The sequence below is a fragment of the Massilia sp. Root133 genome (assembly GCF_001426525.1).
In the GTDB taxonomy this organism is placed as follows: domain Bacteria; phylum Pseudomonadota; class Gammaproteobacteria; order Burkholderiales; family Burkholderiaceae_D; genus Telluria; species Telluria orientalis.
On sequence record NZ_LMEW01000014.1, the window covers coordinates 41,140 to 58,264 of the forward strand.

General features: G+C 69.1%; 9 protein-coding genes. 4 read left to right on the top strand and 5 right to left on the bottom strand.

Annotated features, from left to right (window positions below):
* Window positions 1–8: 8 nt before the first annotated feature.
* Entirely contained in the window at window positions 9–1,010 is a 1,002-nt protein-coding gene (locus tag ASD28_RS14130) for an SDR family oxidoreductase (RefSeq protein ID WP_056128825.1), read from the bottom strand.
* A 104-nt stretch (window positions 1,011–1,114) separates the two neighbouring features.
* Window positions 1,115–3,889 (bottom strand): beta-galactosidase GalB, encoded by a 2,775-nt coding sequence (galB, locus tag ASD28_RS14135; protein ID WP_229412096.1) that lies wholly within the window; start codon window positions 3,887–3,889, stop codon window positions 1,115–1,117.
* A gap of 154 nt (window positions 3,890–4,043) precedes the next feature.
* Here galB and ASD28_RS14140 point away from each other — a divergent pair, with 154 nt between their 5' ends.
* Entirely contained in the window at window positions 4,044–6,752 is a 2,709-nt protein-coding gene (locus ASD28_RS14140; RefSeq protein WP_056128828.1) for a glycosyl hydrolase 115 family protein, read from the top strand.
* Between the two features lie 125 nt (window positions 6,753–6,877).
* Window positions 6,878–7,768, top strand: coding sequence for an SDR family NAD(P)-dependent oxidoreductase (locus ASD28_RS14145; RefSeq protein WP_056128831.1), 891 nt, complete (start codon window positions 6,878–6,880; stop codon window positions 7,766–7,768).
* Here the strand turns inward: ASD28_RS14145 and ASD28_RS14150 are convergent.
* From ASD28_RS14150 to ASD28_RS14160, 3 genes are all read right to left on the bottom strand, one after another.
* A complete protein-coding gene (locus ASD28_RS14150) occupies window positions 7,757–10,294 on the bottom strand; it encodes an EAL domain-containing protein (RefSeq protein ID WP_156403758.1) in 2,538 nt (845 codons plus the stop codon). The two genes, ASD28_RS14145 and ASD28_RS14150, sit on opposite strands and share 12 nt — an antisense overlap.
* A gap of 64 nt (window positions 10,295–10,358) precedes the next feature.
* On the bottom strand, window positions 10,359–11,813 hold the full coding sequence (locus tag ASD28_RS14155; protein ID WP_056128837.1) for a sensor histidine kinase: 1,455 nt from the start codon (window positions 11,811–11,813) through the stop codon (window positions 10,359–10,361).
* The gene (locus ASD28_RS14160; protein WP_056128840.1) at window positions 11,797–12,498 is read right to left on the bottom strand and encodes a response regulator transcription factor; all 702 of its coding nucleotides are present in this window, start codon (window positions 12,496–12,498) and stop codon (window positions 11,797–11,799) included. Before ASD28_RS14160 ends, ASD28_RS14155 begins: the two co-directional genes overlap by 17 nt.
* A gap of 66 nt (window positions 12,499–12,564) precedes the next feature.
* Here ASD28_RS14160 and ASD28_RS14165 point away from each other — a divergent pair, with 66 nt between their 5' ends.
* Together ASD28_RS14165 and ASD28_RS14170 are read left to right on the top strand one after the other, a co-directional pair.
* Window positions 12,565–13,803, top strand: a complete 1,239-nt coding sequence (locus ASD28_RS14165; RefSeq protein WP_229412095.1) for an ABC transporter substrate-binding protein — start codon at window positions 12,565–12,567, stop codon at window positions 13,801–13,803.
* A 216-nt stretch (window positions 13,804–14,019) separates the two neighbouring features.
* Complete coding sequence (locus tag ASD28_RS14170) at window positions 14,020–17,046, top strand: TonB-dependent receptor (protein WP_056128846.1); 3,027 nt, start codon at window positions 14,020–14,022, stop codon at window positions 17,044–17,046.
* Window positions 17,047–17,125 lie beyond the last annotated feature (79 nt).

Genomic DNA, 17,125 nt, shown 5'->3' on the forward strand with positions numbered 1-17,125 from the left:
TCGCTGGTTTAGTGTTTGCGCAGCTGCCTCAGGCCCAGCGCCACGCCCGCCGCGCCGATGCCGGCCAGCAGCCACGCGCGGTGCGTCGTCGCCCACAACTGCAGGCTGCGGGTGCTCGCGCCGTCGTCGAAGGTGCCGTGCGCGGCGTACGGTCCGGGCACGGGCCGCCACAGGTTGTCGGGCCGGTCGGCCGGGATGGCACGCGGACCCTGCTGGCCGGCCACGCCCTTGCGGGCCAGGTACCGGTCGAGCAGGCGCGGGACGAATTTCTCCGCCATCACGGTGGACAAGGTCGGCGCGCCCACGCAGATCTCGGCCCGGCGCGCATGGGCCGCCCAATAGATGGCGCGTGCGGCGACTTCGGGCTGGTAATACGTGCCGATCGGCTTGGGATGGTGCGTCAACGTGGTCTTGCACCACTCGAATTGCGGCGTGTTCACGCCCGGCATGTCGACGACGGCGATGTGGATATCGCACCGTTCATGCTCGAGTTCCGTGCGGATCGATTGGGTAAAACCCTTGATCGCGTGCTTGGCGCCGCAATAGGGCGATTGCAGGGGAATCGAGCGGTACGCGAGGGCCGAGCTGACCTGCACGATGGTGCCCCGGTTGCGGGGCCGCATGCGTTTCAGCGCGGCCATCGTGCCCCACACGAAGCCGTGGTAAGTGACGTCGGTGACGCGCCGAAAGTCTTCTGGAGAAATATCGGCGAACGGCGCGAACACGGTCGCCATCGCATTGTTGATCCAGATGTCGATGGGGCCCAGTTCGGTCTCGGCCCGCCCGGCGGCGGCCTCGACCTGGCCATGGTCGGCCATGTCGGCCGGGATGGCGATGGCTTGCGGCGAGCCGAGCCGTTCAGCTTCCGCGCGCGCCGCTTCCAGGCGTTCCGGGTCGCGCGCGATCAGCGCGATGCGGGCGCCGGCGCGGGCGAACTGCTGTACCGCGGCACGGCCGATCCCCGCGCTGGCGCCCGTGACGACGACGACTTCATGGCGTGCTTCCGGCATAACCGAGGCCCTCCGGTGGTGCGATGAATGGCCAGCTTAGCACCAAGCGTCGATGAGCCTCGTCACGTTATGTTTGTGAAAATGTTCTTGAACAGATGCACATACTATCGGGTTGCCGGACGGCTGAGCAACGTCACGGCAGCACCTTTCAACCCGGCACCATCGGCGCGCACCGTGATCGTGCCGCCGGCACCGGCCCGGGTCCGCACGATGCCCAGCACGAGGCCGTTGAACGCGGCCCTGTCCCTGGCCTGGAACGATTCGAAGCTCGTCGCGTCGCCGTTGTCGGTGGCGACGAGATCCGCCGGCCCCTCGACGGTGAAGCGCACGCGGTCGTGCGCGCGCGGCGCGGGCAGGCCATCCTTGTCGACGATGCGCACGGTGACGAAGGCGAGATCGCGCCCGTCGCTGGCGAGCGCCGTGCGGTCCGCCTGCGCCTGCAGCGCGGCCGGGGCGCCGGCCGTTTTCACGGTGTCCCGTGCCCACTCCTTGCCGTTCTTGTACGCGACGACCGTGATTTCGCCCGGCTCGTACTTCACGGCATCCCAGCGCAGGCGGTAGGCGTACGGCGCCTTCTTCTGGCGGCCCTGCGACTTGCCGTTGACGAACAGCTCGGCCTCGTCGCCCGACGTGAACACGTGCACGGGCGTGACCTGGCCCACGCGCTCCGGCCACGTCCAGTGCGGCAGCACGTGGACCATCGGCAGGTCCGGGCGCCAGCGCGACTGGTACAGGTAATAGCGGTCCTTCGGGAAGCCGGCCAGGTCGACGATGCCCGAGTACGAGCTGCGCGCGCCGTAATAAGGCGTCGGCTCGCCCAGGTAGTCGAAACCGGTCCAGACGAATTCGCCGGCCACGTACGGGTTGCGGTCGAGCGAGGCGAACACCTTGTCGGCGGATGCGCCGAAATCGACGGCGTACAGTTCGTAGCCGCTGACCTGCTGGCTGTGGGAGTCGCCGCCCCGGCCGTCGCGGACGATGGAGCTGTTCGACGGATGCACGGGGAACAGATACACGCCGCGGCTGCTGAACGCCGACGCGGATTCCGTGCTGAGGATCATCTTGTCCGGGAATTTCGCATGGAACAGCGGGTACTGCGGGGGCGTGCGGATCCGGTCGGTCCCTTCGAATTCCGGATCCTGGCGGATGCCTTCGCCCTGGTAGTTCAGGCCGATGACGTCGACCTCCGCGGGCAGCGGCATGTCCGACTTGGCGTAGTTCATCGCGGTCGTCGTCGGCCGGGTCGGATCTTCCTCGCGGGCGATCCGGTGCAACTCGTGCGCCACGGCGGCGCCGGCCTTGTCGGTGTACTGCTCGCCGACCTCGTTGCCGATGCTCCAGATGATGATGGACGGGTGGTTGCGGTCGCGCCGGATCATCGCGCGCAGGTCCTGTTCGTGCCAGTCGGGGAAGATCAGGTGGAAGTCCAGCGGCGTCTTCTTGCGTTCCCACGAATCGAATACTTCGTCCATCACGAGGAAGCCCATGCGGTCCGCCAGGTCCAGCAGCTGCGGGTCGGGCGGGTTGTGACTCAGGCGGACGGCGTTGGCGCCCATCGCGCGCATGATCTCCAGCTGGCGCTCGGCCGCGCGCACGTTGAACGCGGCGCCCAGCGCGCCCAGGTCGTGGTGGTTGTTCACGCCGCGCAGGGGGATGTGCTCGCCGTTGACGAGGAGTCCTCGATCGGGATCGAAACGCACGGTGCGGATGCCGAACGGCGTCTCGGTGCGGTCGACGACACGGCCGTCCTGGCGCACGGTCGCCACCAGCGCGTAGCGGTGCGGCGTCTGCGTCGGTGGCGGGCCCCACAGGCGCGGCTTGCTCACGGTCGTCGCGCCGCTGACCGTGCCGCTCGTGCCGGCGGCGACCGTCGCCGGTGCCGATACGGCCGTGGCCACGGGCTTGCCCGCGATGTGTCCGCGGTCGTCCAGGACGTACAACTCGGTCGTCACCGTCGCGCTGGCCGGCGTGCCGCCCTCGTTGTCGACGGCGACCTGCCACGCCACGCGCGCCGATTCGGCCGACACTTCCGGCGTCGTCACGGTCACGCCCCACTGGCCCACGTGCACGGGCGCCGTCTTCGTCAGCCACACGTTGCGGTACAGGCCCGCGCCCGGGTACCAGCGCGCGGATTCCGGCGGGTTGTCGAGGCGGATCGCGAGCTGGTTCGCACCGCCCGGCTGCAGCCACGGCGTCAGGTCGATGCGGAACGAGTTGTAGCCATAGGGCCAGCCGCCCGCGAGGTGGCCGTTGACCCACACGCTCGCGTACGACATGGCGCCGTCGACGTCGAGGAAGATCTTCTTGCCGCGGTCGGCGGCGGGAATGTCCAGCTTGCGCCGGTACCAGGCCGGGCCCCACGTCTTGAGGCGGCCCATGCCGCCGTACGGGCCCGTCGTCAGGAACGGGCCCACGATGGCCCAGTCGTGCGGCAGGGTGACGGGGCGCCAGCTGCCGTCGTCGAACGCGAGCTTCGCGAACGGTGCGTCGACGGCCGGTTCCGTCGCGGGACGCTGGTAGCGGCGGGCCGGATCGCGGATGAACGCATTGCCGCTCGGGAGGATCCAGGGCTTCAGCACGGGCGTGTCCGCGCGCGCGACCCGGGCCGCTTCCTCGGGCCTGGCGTCGGCCACCTTGCCGTCCGCGGACGCGGTCACTTCCGGCCGGACGTCGTACAGGTACGGTGCGGAGCCGCCGTCCGGGTCGCCGGCGTGGAAGCGCCAGCCGTCGTCCAGCAGGATGTGCTGGCGCGGCGCGACGCTGTCGGCCGCCCGGGCCTGGACGGCGAGCGGCGACATGGCGGGAAGCAGGGTGGCGGCAAGGGTGATGCCGAGCGTGGATACGAGCCGGCGTGCGGCCTTGCGATGCGTGTGTTGCACAGTCTCCTCCTGGTAGGCAGCTGCGCATCTTGTTATAACATTTAAAATGGTAGCGCAACCATTCGAAGTGTATGCGTGAAGGCCCGGCTGGTCAAATGCAAATGATCAATTTTCTGATTGTTTCGCCGGCGGCGCCGCACTACCATGTCCGCCCATGCGCCGCTTCGCCCTCATCCTGACTTTTACCGCCAGCCTCGTTCGCGCCCAGCCGTTCGAGCTCAACGACACCACCATCGTCCACGCCGGCCAGCCCACGATGCGGCTCGCGGCCGGCATGCTCGCGCGCGACCTCGAACGCGTGAGCGGCACCGCGCCCGCGCTGGCGACGCGACTGGCGGATTGCCCGCGCCGCTGCGTCGTCGTGGGCACGGCGGATTCGGCGCTCGTGCAGGAGGCGGCGCGGGCGCTGGGCGCGGACCTCGCGCCGCTGGCCGGCCAGTCCGAGCGCTACCTGCGCGTGGCGGGCGAGGCGGGCGGCCGCGCGCTGCTGCTCGTGGCGGGATCGGACCGGCGCGGCGCGGTGTACGGCGTCGTCGACCTGTCGCGCGAGCTGGGCGTCTCGGCCTGGGAATGGTGGGCCGACGTCGCGCCGGCGCACGTGGACCGCCCGGCCGTCGACGGCACGCTGCGGCTGTCGCACGCGCCGGCGGTGGCCTACCGCGGCATCTTCATCAACGACGAGGACTGGGGGCTGCAGCCATGGGCGGCCAGGACGTTCGACCCGGCCCACGACATCGGTCCCAAGACCTATGCGCGTGTGTTCGAGCTGCTGTGGCGCCTGAAGGCGAACCTCGTGTGGCCCGCGATGCACGAATCGACGCGGCCGTTCTACACCGTCCCCGGCAATGCGCAGACGGCCGACGATTACGCGATCATCGTCGGCACGTCGCACGCGGAGCCGATGATGCGCAATAACGTGCGCGAATGGAAGAGCGGTCCGTTCGACTGGTTCCGCAACCGCGACCGCCTCGTCGACTACTGGCGCACGCGCATCGACGAAGTCAAGGACATGGAGACGATGACGTCGCTGGGCCTGCGCGGCGTGCACGATTCCGCGATGGAGGGCGCGGCCAGTCCCGAACAGGCGCGCGACACGTTGCAGGACGTGTTCAAGGTCCAGCGCGCGATGCTGGGCGAGGCGCAGGGCAAGCCGCCCGCGGGCATCCCGCAGGCCTTCACGATGTACAAGGAAGTGCTGGATTACTGGAACCTCGGCCTGGCCGTGCCCGACGACGTGACGCTCGTGTGGCCGGACGATAACTACGGCTATCTCGCGCAACTGGGGACGGACAAAGAGGGCCGGCGCGCGGGCGGGCAGGGCATCTATTACCACGTGTCGTACTGGGGCCGGCCGCACGACTACCTGTGGCTCGGCACGACGCATCCATCCCTGATCCGCGACCAGCTGGAGCGCGCGTGGGCGACCGGTGCGCGCCGCCTGTGGGTGCTGAACGTCGGCGACATCAAGCCGGCCGAATACCTCACGCAGTACTTCCTCGACGCGGCGTTCGACGCCGACGTGTTGCGGCAGGACCCCGCGCGCCACCTGGAGGCGTGGGCCGCCACGCAGTTCGGACGGGTTCACGCTGCGGAAACGGCGGCCATCCTGCGCGAGTACTACCGCCTCGCGTGGGAGCGCCGCCCCGAATTCATGGGCTGGAGCCAGACCGAACCCACGCGTCCCGTGCGCACCACGGCCTATGTGCGCACGGGCGGCGACGAAGCGGAGCGGCGGCTCGCGGACTACCGCGCGCTGACGGCGCGGGCCGAAGCGCTGGCCGCGCGCATCCCGGCGCGGCTGCGCGACGCCTTTTTCGAACTGGTGCTGTACCCGGTGCGGTCGAGCGCGAACCTGAACACGCGCATATTGAAACTGGACCTCGCGGCGGAATACGCGCGCCAGCAGCGGCCGTCCAGCAACCTGTACGTGCGCCAGGCGCGGGCGGCGCATGCGGAGCTCGTCGCCGACGCGGCCGCGTACAACGGCCTCGCGGACGGCAAGTGGCGCGGCATCATGGACATCGCGCCGCGCCGCCTGCCCGTGTTCGCGGAGCCCGTGTATCCGACGTGGAGCGTGTCAAGCCGGCGCGGCTGCGGCATCGTCTACCCGGCACCGTTTGCCGTCGACGGCGACCGGCTCGTGCTGCGCCGGGGCCGGCCCGCCACGCGCGCGGTGACTCTGGTGAGCTACGGCGGACAGGATGCGCGCTGGTCCGTGCGTGCGGGGACACGCGCCGTGCAGGCGGACCTGGACGGCGGCATGCTGGATGCCGCGCATGGCCACGAACAGCGCATCGTGCTGCGCTACGACGGCGGCGCGGACCCGGCCCTGTCCCTGCAATGCGGAGAGCAGGCCGTGAACCTGCGCTTCGGGGAAGGCGGCATCGTCGTGCTGCGCGCCGGCAGCGCCGCGGCCACGCGCGACTGGACGCCGCGGCCGGGCCTCGGCACGTCCGGCGGCGCGATGCGCGCGCGGCTCGACCTGCCGTCGCGCGCGCTCGCCGACCTGGCGGCCAGTGCGCCGCTGCAGTATCGTTTCGCGACGGCGGGCGACGGCGAGGTGCAGCTCAGGCTCGTCGCCGTGCCCGAGCATCCGCTGACGGCGGCGAACCGCGTGCGCTTTGCCGTCAGCCTCGACGGCGCCGCGCCGGAAGTCGTCGACATCACGACCGTGGGCCGCAGCGAGCAATGGAAGGAAGACGTGCTGTCCAACATGGCGGTGCGCACCTGGCGCGTGGGGCGCCTGGCGCCGGGCATGCATACGCTGGCGGTGCACGCGCTCGACCCCGGCGTCGTGCTGGACCGGATCGACGTCGTGCCGGACGGCGCGCCGGATGACTATGGCATGCCGCCGGCGGATTGAATGATGCTTGGAATTTTAGGCAAGACTTTCGGAAAATCGCCCATGGAACCGTACCCGTCCAGCATCTAGAATCATCTTCCTGGAGTACCTAAAGTCTGGCACTCCGCACGCAGCAAGGAGGAACGATGTCGCAATCCACGCAACCCGTCTGGTTCATCGCCGACGCCACAACTGGCCTCGCCGCCGCGTTGGCGGAGGCCGTGCTGGCGTCCGGCCAGCATGCCGTCCTCGCGGCGCGCGCGCCGGGGCAGCTGCAGGCCCTCGTCGAGCGCCATCCGGACCGCGCGCTGGCGCTCGCGCTGGACGTGACGGATGCCGCCAGCGTCGACACGGCCGTCGTCGCCGCCGAGCGGCGGTTCGGGCGCATCGACGTGCTGGCGACGAGCGCCGCCCAGCGTTATCCGGGCGCGATCGAGGAAGGCGAGGAGGGCGCCATGCGCGCCTTGTTCGAGGAAAACGTGTTCGGCCCGATCAACCTGGCCCGCCGCGTGCTGCCCGGCATGCGCGCGCGCCGCGCAGGCCACGTGGTGATGCTGGCCCGCGCGTCCGTGCAGGCGCCCGCGTTCGAAGGCTTCAGCCATGCCGCGCGCTCCGCGCTGGAAGCATTGGCGGAGGCGCTGTTCTATGAAGTGGAGCCGCTCGGCATCGGCGTCACCCTGGTCGATCCGGGCAGCGGCGACGACGCCGACGCGACGGTGCCGCGCGCGGCCGGCATCGCCGACTACGATGGCATGGTGAGCCGCACGGCACTCGGCCGGGGCGCCGCCCAGGTTGACGCCGCGCGCGGTGCGCAGGCCATCATGCAGGCCGTCGCCGCCGGCCGCGGTCCGCTGCGCCTCGTGCTGGGACGGGCGGCGCTGCAGCGTGCGTACGACCGCCTGCGCGTGCTGAAAGTGGGGTTCGATGCGTGGGCGGACCTGGCCGCATCGGCCGACGTCCCGGCACCGGCGCGTTCCGCGCACCCATTGCCGCCGGCCGGCGGCCGGCCGCGCCGGGCCGTGCGTTCACGCGCCTGACGCGACGGGGCGGCCGAGCAGGGCCGGCACGGCGGCGGCGTCCATCGGCCGCGCGAACAGATAGCCCTGGTATTCGTCGCAGCCGAGCGCGCGCAGCAGCGCCAGCTGCTCCTCGGTCTCCACGCCTTCGGCCACGATGCGCATCGAGAGGCCGTGGCCCAGCGCGACGACGGAGCGGACGATGGCCGCGCTGTCGGCGTCGCGCCCGAGGTCGCGCACGAACGCCCGGTCGATTTTCAGGCGCTGCACGGGGAAGCGCTTCAGGTAGGCCAGGCTCGAATAGCCGGTGCCGAAATCGTCGATCGAGAGTTCCACGCCGAGGTCGCGGATGCCGCCCAGCAGGCGCTCGACGACGTCCACGCGGCTCATCGCGATGCTTTCCGTGATCTCCAGTTCGAGCGCGTGCGGCGGCAGGCCCGCGTCGTCCAGCGCGCCGGCGATCACTCTCAACAGGTCTTTCTGGTAGAACTGGCGGATCGACAGGTTCACGGCGACGCGGGTCGCGATACCGTGCTCGCGCGCCCAGTGGCTCGCCTGCGCGCACGCGGTGCGCAGCACCCACGTCCCGATCGGTACGATCAGGCCCGTCTGCTCGGCGATCGGGATGAAGCGCGCCGGCGACACGGGGCCGAGCACGGGGCTGTTCCAGCGCAGCAGCACCTCGAAGCCGGTGACCTGCCCCGTCGCGATGTCGACCTTCGGCTGGTAGTGCGGCGTCAGTTCGCCGCGCGCCAGCGCATGCCGCAGCTGTTCCTCGATGGTGAGCCGCTCGTCCAGCTGGAGGTGCGTGGACTCGGAATGGAAATGCACCGGTTCGCCGGCGTCGCTGCGGGCGCGGTGCTTGGCGATGTCGGCCAGGCGCATCAACTCGTTGGCGGACGCGGCATCCTGCGGATACGTCGCGATGCCGATCACGGGCGCCAGGTGGAACTCGCGCCCGCCCACGCGCACGGGTTCGGCCAGCAGCGCGTGCAGTTCGAGCGCGACGGCGTCGACGGGGCGGCGGCCCGGCCCCGCCGGCAGCAGCACCGCGAATTCGTTGGCTTTTACGCGTGCGACGCAGAGCGCCGCGGGCGCAAGCCCGTCGAGCCGCGCGGCGACCTGGCGCACGGCGTCGTCGCCCGCTTCGATGCCGAGCAGGTCCGCCACTTCCTGCTGGCGTTCCAGCGCGATCAGCAGCAGGACGATCTGTTCACCCTGCAGCGCGTCCGCCAGCACGCGGCGCAGGTAATTCAGGTTCGGCAAACCGGTCAGCGGGTCGTGGTCGGCCAGGTAGGCGAGGCGCAATTCGACCTGCTTGCGTTCCGTGATGTCGGTGAGGCTGTTGACGATCTGGACGGCGTCGCCTTCGCTCCTGAGCTGCGCGGCGAGCTGGATCGCGGTGCGGGTGGCGCCGCTGCCGTCGCGGATCTCCGCCTCCAGCGCATGCACGCCGTCGGCCGTGCTGTCCGCATACAGCCTGGCGCGCGCATCGGCGCCGGCCGGGTCGAGCACTTCCGTTTCGAGCCGTCCCGTCACCGCGTCCTCGTTCCGGCCCGTGAACTGCAGGAACGCGCGGTTGAACAGGACGATACGCCGCTTCGCATCGAGCACCCAGAGCGGCGTGGCGAGCGAATCGAGGATGGTCTTCAGGTAGCGCGCACCGTCCGCGAGCCGGCGCTCGCTGGCCTGCAGGCGGGCGATCAGCGCGGCCTGGCGCGCCGCCTCGCGGCTCATGCGCCGGGCCAGCATGGCCAGCGTGACCGACAGCAGCGCCCAGGCCAGCACGGCGATCCACAGCCAGCCGCGCCACACGGCCAGCGTGTCGGACAGGTCGCGCCCCGTGACGATCAGCAGGGGGTAGCCGGCGACCGCGCTGTAGCCGTACAGGCGGCTCACGCCGTCGATGGGGCTCGTCGCCTCGAACGCGCCGACGGCCGCGCGCGGCAAATGCGTCTGGAACAGCGGCGTGTGGATGAAGGAGTGGCCGATGGCCTTGGGCAGCGTCGGGCTGCGCACGAGCATCGTGCCGTCGCGCTGGTGCAGCGTGACGGAGCCGCCGTGCCCGAGGTCGGCGGAATCGAAGATGCGCTGGAAGTAGGCGGCGTCCGCCTCGATGACGGCCGGGCCGATGGGCAGCACCCGCGCCAGGGTGATCGTGGCGGGACCGCCGTCCGGCGGCAGCGCGATCCCGATCTTCGGCGCGCCGGACGGGAGCGGGCGGCGCGGCGCGTCCGGCCCGAGCCTGCGCACGCGTGCGGGAATCGCTTCGGGCGCGCCGCCGGGCAAGGCGGCCGCCGTGTCCGTGCCGTCCTGCGGCGCGTGCTCCGCGGCGCGCGCGAGGGCCAGGTCCAGCGCGAGCGTGGCGTAATGGGTCTGGGCGGCGAAGGCCTCCGCCAGGTTGCGCAGGTTCGTCTGCTCGCGTTCGATCGTGTCGTGGTAGCTCGACACCAGCAGGCCGGCGAGCGTCACCGTGAGAGCGACGATCAGCATGGCCGCAGCCGCGAGCGGCCGCGTGTCGCGCGGGGGAGGGGTCGGAGTGGGCACGTTCGTCAATACATTGATGTCGAGCCTGAGTATAAACCGGCGGACGCCCGCCGGGGGGCGCCGATCACCGCCTGGGCAGGCGGATTGCCACGCGCAGGCCGTGCGGCCGTGCATCCTGCAGGTCGACGGTGCCGCCGTGCTGCGCGACGATGTCGCGCACGATCGCCAACCCGAGCCCGCACCCTTCGCCGTGGTCGGTGGCGCGCACGAACCGTTCGAACACGCGGGCGCGGTCCGCTTCCGGGATGCCCGGGCCGTTGTCGGTGACGGTCACGAGGACGTCGCCGCCGTCCGGCGCGACGCGGACCGTGATCTCGCCGCCGCGGCCCGTGTACTTGATCGCGTTGTCGATCACGTTGGTGAGCGCTTCGCGCAGCAGCAGCGCGTTGGCCTCGATGCGCAGCGGCGCGGCGGCGGGCGGCTCGGCGTCGTCCATGCCGAGGTCGACCTGCGCCCGCAGCGCGCGCGGCACGTATTCGGCGACGATCTCCTGGACGAATGCGGGCATGTCCAGCGGCGCCTTGTCGGATGCCGCCGCGGCCTCGGGATCCGCGCGCGCCAGCATCAGCAACTGGTTGATCAGGTGGGCGCCCCGGGTCGCGCTCTGGTCGACCAGTTTCAGCCGCGCGATCAGGGCCGGGTCGTCGGTCGCCGCCATCGCCAGCGCCGTCTGGCTCTTCAGGCCCGCCAGCGGCGTGCGCAGCTGGTGCGCCGCGTCCGCGATGAAGCGTTTTTGCGCGTTCACGTTCTGGCGCACGGACGCGAGCAGGGCGTTCAGCGCGCGGACGAGGGAGTGGACTTCCTGCGGCGCCGATTCGATCCGCAGCGGCGCCAGGTCGAGCGGCGAGCGGCCCTCGACCTCCTTGCGCAGGCGCAGCAGCGGCGCCAGGCCGGCGCCGGTGCCGATCCAGACGATGAGCGTCAGCAGCGGAATCAGCGCGGACAGCGGGAGCAGGGTGTCCATCAGGATCAGCTTGAAGATGTCCTCGCGGTGCGCCATGTTGCGCGCCACCTGCACGAGCATCCATTGCTCCTTGCCTTCCGGCGCGGCGTAAGGGAGATAGAGCGCCGCGATCCTGACCTTGATCGATTCCCGGAGGCCGCGCCCGCCGGCCGGACCGGCGGACCGGATCTCGCCGTCGTAGAAATACGGATCGTTCAGGCGCGGCCGCATGGACGCAGGCGGCATCGGGATGCTGTTGTTGCCGAGGATGAATTCGCCGGGCGGCGTGCTCACCATGTAGAACAGGCGGTCGTTGGGATCCGTCTCGAGCACTTCCTGCGCGGCGCGGGGGAAATCGATCAGCAGGCCGCTGCCGATGGGCTTGACGCGCCGCGCGAGCGCCCGGGTGGCCTGGGACAGGGTCGCGTCGGCCGCCTGGTTGACGTAGCGGACGGCCAGCCGGTACGTGGCGAAGCCGCCCGCGACCCACAATACGAGCTGGGGCAGCAGCACCCAGAGGACCAGCTGGCGGCGCAGGGAGAGCGTGCGGGTTCCCCGTTCAGGCCGGTCGTCCATCGGCGCGCTCGACGGCCAGCAGGTAGCCGAGTCCGCGGACGGTGCGGATCTCGAGGCCCGAACCTTCCAGCTTGCGGCGCAGCCGGTGGATGTGGACTTCCGCCGTGTTGCCCGCGCCGACTTCGGTGCCGTCGCCCGCCCACGCGGTGGCGATTTGCTCCTTCGTGACGACCTTGTCGGCATGGACCAGCAGCAGCTCGAGCAGGGTCGCTTCGCGCGGGCTCAGCTCGACCGGTTCGCCGTGGATGACGGCGCGCCGCGCGGCCCGGTCGAAGTGGAGGCCGGACAGCGCGACGTCGGCGGGCGCCGCCGACGACGACGACGTGCGTGCGCGCCGCAGGATCGCCCGCAGGCGCGCTTCCAGTTCCGGGAACTCGAACGGTTTCGTCATGTAGTCGTCGGCGCCGGCGTTCAGGCCCGCCACGCGGCTGTCGAGCCGGTCGAGGGCCGTCAGGACGAGCACCGGCAGGTCGGGCCGGGTCGCGCGCAGGTTCTTCAATACCGTCAGGCCGTCGACCATGGGCAGGCCGAGGTCGATGATGGCGATATCGAAGTTCTGCCGGGAGAGCAGGTATTCCGCCACCGGGCCGTTCGGCGCGTGTTCGACGGTGAAGCCCGCGGCGTTCAGTTGCGCGGTCAATCCGTTTGCGAGGATGGGGTCGTCTTCGGCGAGTAAAAGTTGCATTTCTTAATATTAACGGATTTGTGGCGGCGTTACCATCGGCGACCGTTTCGAGCTAAGATGCACGCCATGAAAGTCTTCGCCACGGCAATCGCGCTCGTTACCGCCTGGTGCGCCACTGCCGTACACGCGGGCGAACTCGAGGTGCTCCACTTCTGGGATGTGGGCGACGACGCACGCGCCGTGAACGTGCTGAAATCGACCTTGCAGCGCCAGGGACATACCTGGAAGGACTTCGCCGTGACGGCCGACGCGAACGGCTTTCCGCTCTTCCTGCTGCGCTCGCGCGTCCAGTCGGGCAATCCGCCGGCCGCGGCCCAGGTGAAGGCGCCGGTCATCCAGCAATGGGCGCGCGAAGGCGCCCTCGCCAACCTGGATGCCACGGCACGCGCCGGCCAGTGGGACGCGGTGCTGCCGCGCGTCGTCAGCGACGCCATGAAGTACAAGGGCAGCTACGTCGCCGTGCCGGCCAATATCCACCGCGTCAACTGGCTGTGGATTAACACGCGCATCCTGAAGCGCGCCAATGCCCAGGTGCCGGTCACGTGGGACGACTTCTTCGCCGCGGCCGGCGCCATGAAGCGGGCCGGGTATATCGCCGTCACGCACGGCGGCCAGCCCTGGCAGGACTTCCTCCTGTTCGAAAACGTCGTGCTGGGCGTCGGCGGTCCCGAGTTCTACCGCAAGGCGTTCGTGGCGCTGGATCCCGGCGCACTGGCCGGCCCGGTCATGGAACAGGCGTTGCAGACGTTCCGCCGCATCAAGCCGTACACCGACGTCGCCGCGATGGGACGCAACTGGAACGTGGCGGCGTCGCGGCTGGCGAACGGGGAGGCGGGCATGCAGTTCATGGGCGACTGGGCCAAGCCCATCTTCCAGACGGCGCAGCGCAGGGGCAACCTGGAGTTCGCCTGCGTGCCCGCGCCCGGGACGGCCAAGTCCTATGCCTATACGGTCGACTCGTTCGCCCTGTTCAAGGTGAACAGCCCCGCCAAGACCCGCGCCCAGCAGGACTTCGCCGCCGACCTGCTGGCGCCCGGCGTGCAGGAGGAATTCAACCTCGTCAAAGGGTCGATTCCGGTGCGCCAGGGCGTCGACCTCACGAAATTCGACCGCTGCGCGAAGCAGTCGGCCGCCGCCTTTGAGGCCGCCTCCCGTGGCGGCACACTCGTCCCAAGCATCTCCATGGCCCTGCCGCCCACGGTCGAGGATGCCATGCGCGAAGCCGTCAGCGCCTACTGGCACGACGACCGCATCACCGCCCGCGCGACGATGCAGCGCCTCGTCGCGGCCGCCCGCCGTCCCTGATTCCTCCTGTTGTTCCTTGCGCCGTCGCGCCTCGGCCCGGTGTGTGAGTTTTCGCGTGTATCTGTCCGTCCACATCGATGAACATTGTCACTATTTAATTTGACTAGTAAAAACATTGCGGCGTAGACTTAATTAATGCCAAATTAATTTAAGACGCATATTCGTTAACAATGTTTCACGCCGCGTCGACGGCGCATTACCAACCAAGGAGATGATGTGAACCAGTTCAGGAAAACGGCTATCGCCGTCGGCGTGTCTCAAGTCGTGCTGCTCGCCAGCGGCATGGCATACGCACAAACCACCCCTGCCACCGACAACGGGACCACGTCGGTCATCGTGGTCGGCCAGCGCGCCTCGCTGGAAAATGCCCAGAAAATCAAGCAGAACGCCGACGAAGTCGTCGACTCGATCGTCGCCGACGACATCGGCAAACTGCCGGACCGTTCGGTCACGGAGGTGCTGCAGCGCGTGGTCGGCGTGACCATCGACCGCACCATGGCCAAGGGCGACCCGGAACACTATTCGGTCGAAGGTTCGGGCGTGATGGTCCGCGGCCTGAGCTACGTCCGTTCCGAGCTGAACGGCCGCGACTCGTTCTCGGCCAACGGCGGCCGCTCGCTGAATTTCGAAGACGTGCCGCCCGAGCTGATGGCCGGCATCGACGTCTACAAGAACCCGTCGGCCGAACAGATCGAAGGCGGCATCTCCGGCCTGATCAACCTCCGCACCGCGATGCCGTTCGACTTCAAGGGCCGCAAGATGTCGGTCTCGGCGCAGGATACGTATTCCACGCTGAAGAAGGGCAAGCCCCAGCCGTCGTACTCGATGATGTTCTCCGACCGCTGGAAGACGCGCTTCGGCGAATTCGGCGCCCTGTTCGACCTGGCCACGTCGCAGAGCGGCACCCGCACCGACGCCTTCCAGGTCTCGCCTTATTACCCGCGCACCGACGTCGTGCCCGGCCAGACGGTCTGGGTGCCGAACGCCGCGAGCTTCCGTTCGCTGGAGTTCGACCGCAAGCGCGACGGCGCCTATGCCGCGTTCCAGTGGAAGCCGAACAGCAACGTCCAGTCGTCGCTCACCTACTTCAAGTCGCGCTACAAGATGAAGTGGGACGAGCAGGCGATCTTTGGCCAGTCCAGCCCGTACAACCTGCAGGTCGCGAACGGCAAGTTCGATCCGAAGGGCGCCATGATCAGCGGCGTGCTCACCGATCCGGCCGACGGCGGCGTCAACTTCAACGACGACACCCGCACCTCGACGCGCAAGTCGGCCACGACCGACATTTCGTGGAACCTGCGCTGGCGCCTGAACAGCCAGTGGACCGTGACGACCGACCTGCAGAAGGTACGCGCCACCACCGGCAGTTTCGACTCGACGGTCGCCACCGGCCTGCAGATCCCGCAGATGGGCATGGACATGAGCTCGACGCCGGCCCGCCTGACGTTCGACGACGCCACCAAGGCGTACATGGCCAATGCGAACAATTACTACTGGGGCTTCACGATGGAGCACCAGGATGCGAGCGTCGCCAACGAGAAGGCCTGGAAAACCGACGTCAAGTACGAATTCGACCACCCCGTGCTGCGCGACCTGCGCGTGGGCGTGCGCCTGACCGACCGCGATGCGACGACGATCAACTCCGTGCCGGGCTATAACTGGGCGGCGATCACCCAGCCGTGGCAGGTGGGCCCGGTCGGTTCGTGGCAGCCGCTGACCCAGCTGGCCTACCTGGGCGATCCGCGCTTCTCCGCCGGCACGCACCTGAACACGTTCCCGAACTTCTTCAACGGCAAGGCGTCGGTGCCGGCCGTCGTGTTCCCGAACACGTCGCTGGCCGACGGCTATCCGGGCACGTATTCGCAGCTGCACCAGTATTACAACGTGCTGTGCGCCGAACGCAGCGGCGGCACGCTGGACAGCTGCGGCGCCTGGAAACCGGCGACGTTCGGCACCGATCCGTCGGGCACCAACGACCAGCAGGAGCGCAGCAAGGCCCTGTACACGCAGCTGCGTTTCGGCTTCGACGACCTGAAATATCCGATCGACGGCAACATCGGCGTGCGCTACGTGAAAACGAACATGGTCGCCCACGGCTACACGGTGTTCAGCTTCACGGCCCCGAGCATCCCGGCCGGCGCCACGGTGACCGGCGTGCCGATCCCGAACATCCCGAACTTCCAGCAGAAGCAGGACTTCGACAATTCGTACAGCAACGTGCTGCCGACGCTGAACCTGCGCATGAAGGCGTCGGACAAGCTGCAATTCCGCTTCGCGTACGGCAAGGCGATGTCGCGTCCGGACTTCTCGCAACTGCAGGCCTACACGAACCTGTCGGAAGCGACCACCACGAGCACCAACACCGCGACCAACATCGTCAACGTCAGCAACGTCAGCCTCACCGGCACCGGCAGCGGCAATCCGATGCTGCGTCCGACGATGGCCAAGCAGGCCGACATCACGGCCGAGTGGTATTTCGCGCCGACCGGTTCGTTCACGGCCGCGCTGTTCCACAAGAAGCTCAGCGACGTCATCATCAACCAGAGCTACAACTTCGCGCTGCCGGACGTGAACGGCACGATGCATGACTTCGTGACGACGGGGCCGGTGAACGGCGCGAACGGCACGGCCAAGGGCATCGAACTGGCTTACCAGCAGTACTTCGACATGCTGCCGGGCTGGCTCGCGGGCTTCGGCGTGCAGGCGAACTACACGTACGTGAAGAGCAGCCAGGACCTGTTCCACCCGGTGTACCAGGCGTACTGCTCGGGCGGCAGCGGCGCGGACAACCTGAACCTGAACCTGAACGGTTGCGACGTGGACGGCAAGACCTTCGGCAACCTGCCGCTCAACGGCCTGTCGAAGAACTCGTACAACCTGGCGCTGCTGTTCGACCGTGGTCCGATCTCGGCCCGCGTGGCGTACAGCTGGCGTTCGAAGTCGCTGCAGGCGATCAACGCCAACGGCACGAACGGCGGCGACGGCACCGACACCAACCCGGCCAGCCCGACGTTCGGCCAGCACAACGTGCAGTACGCGCTGCCGACGTGGTCGGATGCCTACGGCCAGGTGGATGCGTCGATCTTCTACAAGATCACCGAGAACCTGTCGTTCGGCCTCGAGGCGCAGAACCTGAACAACGCCATGTACAAGCAGTTGATGCAGCAGGGCGTCGGCTTCAAGGTCCGCGGCGCGTACGTGACGGGTCCGCGCTACACGGCCCAGATGCGTTATTCGTTCTGACGCGGACCAGGTCTCTCTCCTCTGCTGACGGCAGATGTTTCAGGCGGCTTCGGCCGCCTTTTTTATTTCTGTTGACAGT

Bases quoted from the DNA above. Each gene is read 5' to 3' on its own strand.
- ASD28_RS14165 (WP_229412095.1), top strand. From the start codon at position 12,565: ATGAAAGTCTTCGCCACGGCAATCGCGCTCGTTACCGCCTGGTGCGCC.
- ASD28_RS14160 (WP_056128840.1), bottom strand. From the start codon at position 12,498: ATGCAACTTTTACTCGCCGAAGACGACCCCATCCTCGCAAACGGATTG.
- ASD28_RS14130 (WP_056128825.1), bottom strand. From the start codon at position 1,010: ATGCCGGAAGCACGCCATGAAGTCGTCGTCGTCACGGGCGCCAGCGCG.
- ASD28_RS14145 (WP_056128831.1), top strand. From the start codon at position 6,878: ATGTCGCAATCCACGCAACCCGTCTGGTTCATCGCCGACGCCACAACT.
- ASD28_RS14140 (WP_056128828.1), top strand. From the start codon at position 4,044: ATGCGCCGCTTCGCCCTCATCCTGACTTTTACCGCCAGCCTCGTTCGC.
- ASD28_RS14155 (WP_056128837.1), bottom strand. From the start codon at position 11,813: ATGGACGACCGGCCTGAACGGGGAACCCGCACGCTCTCCCTGCGCCGC.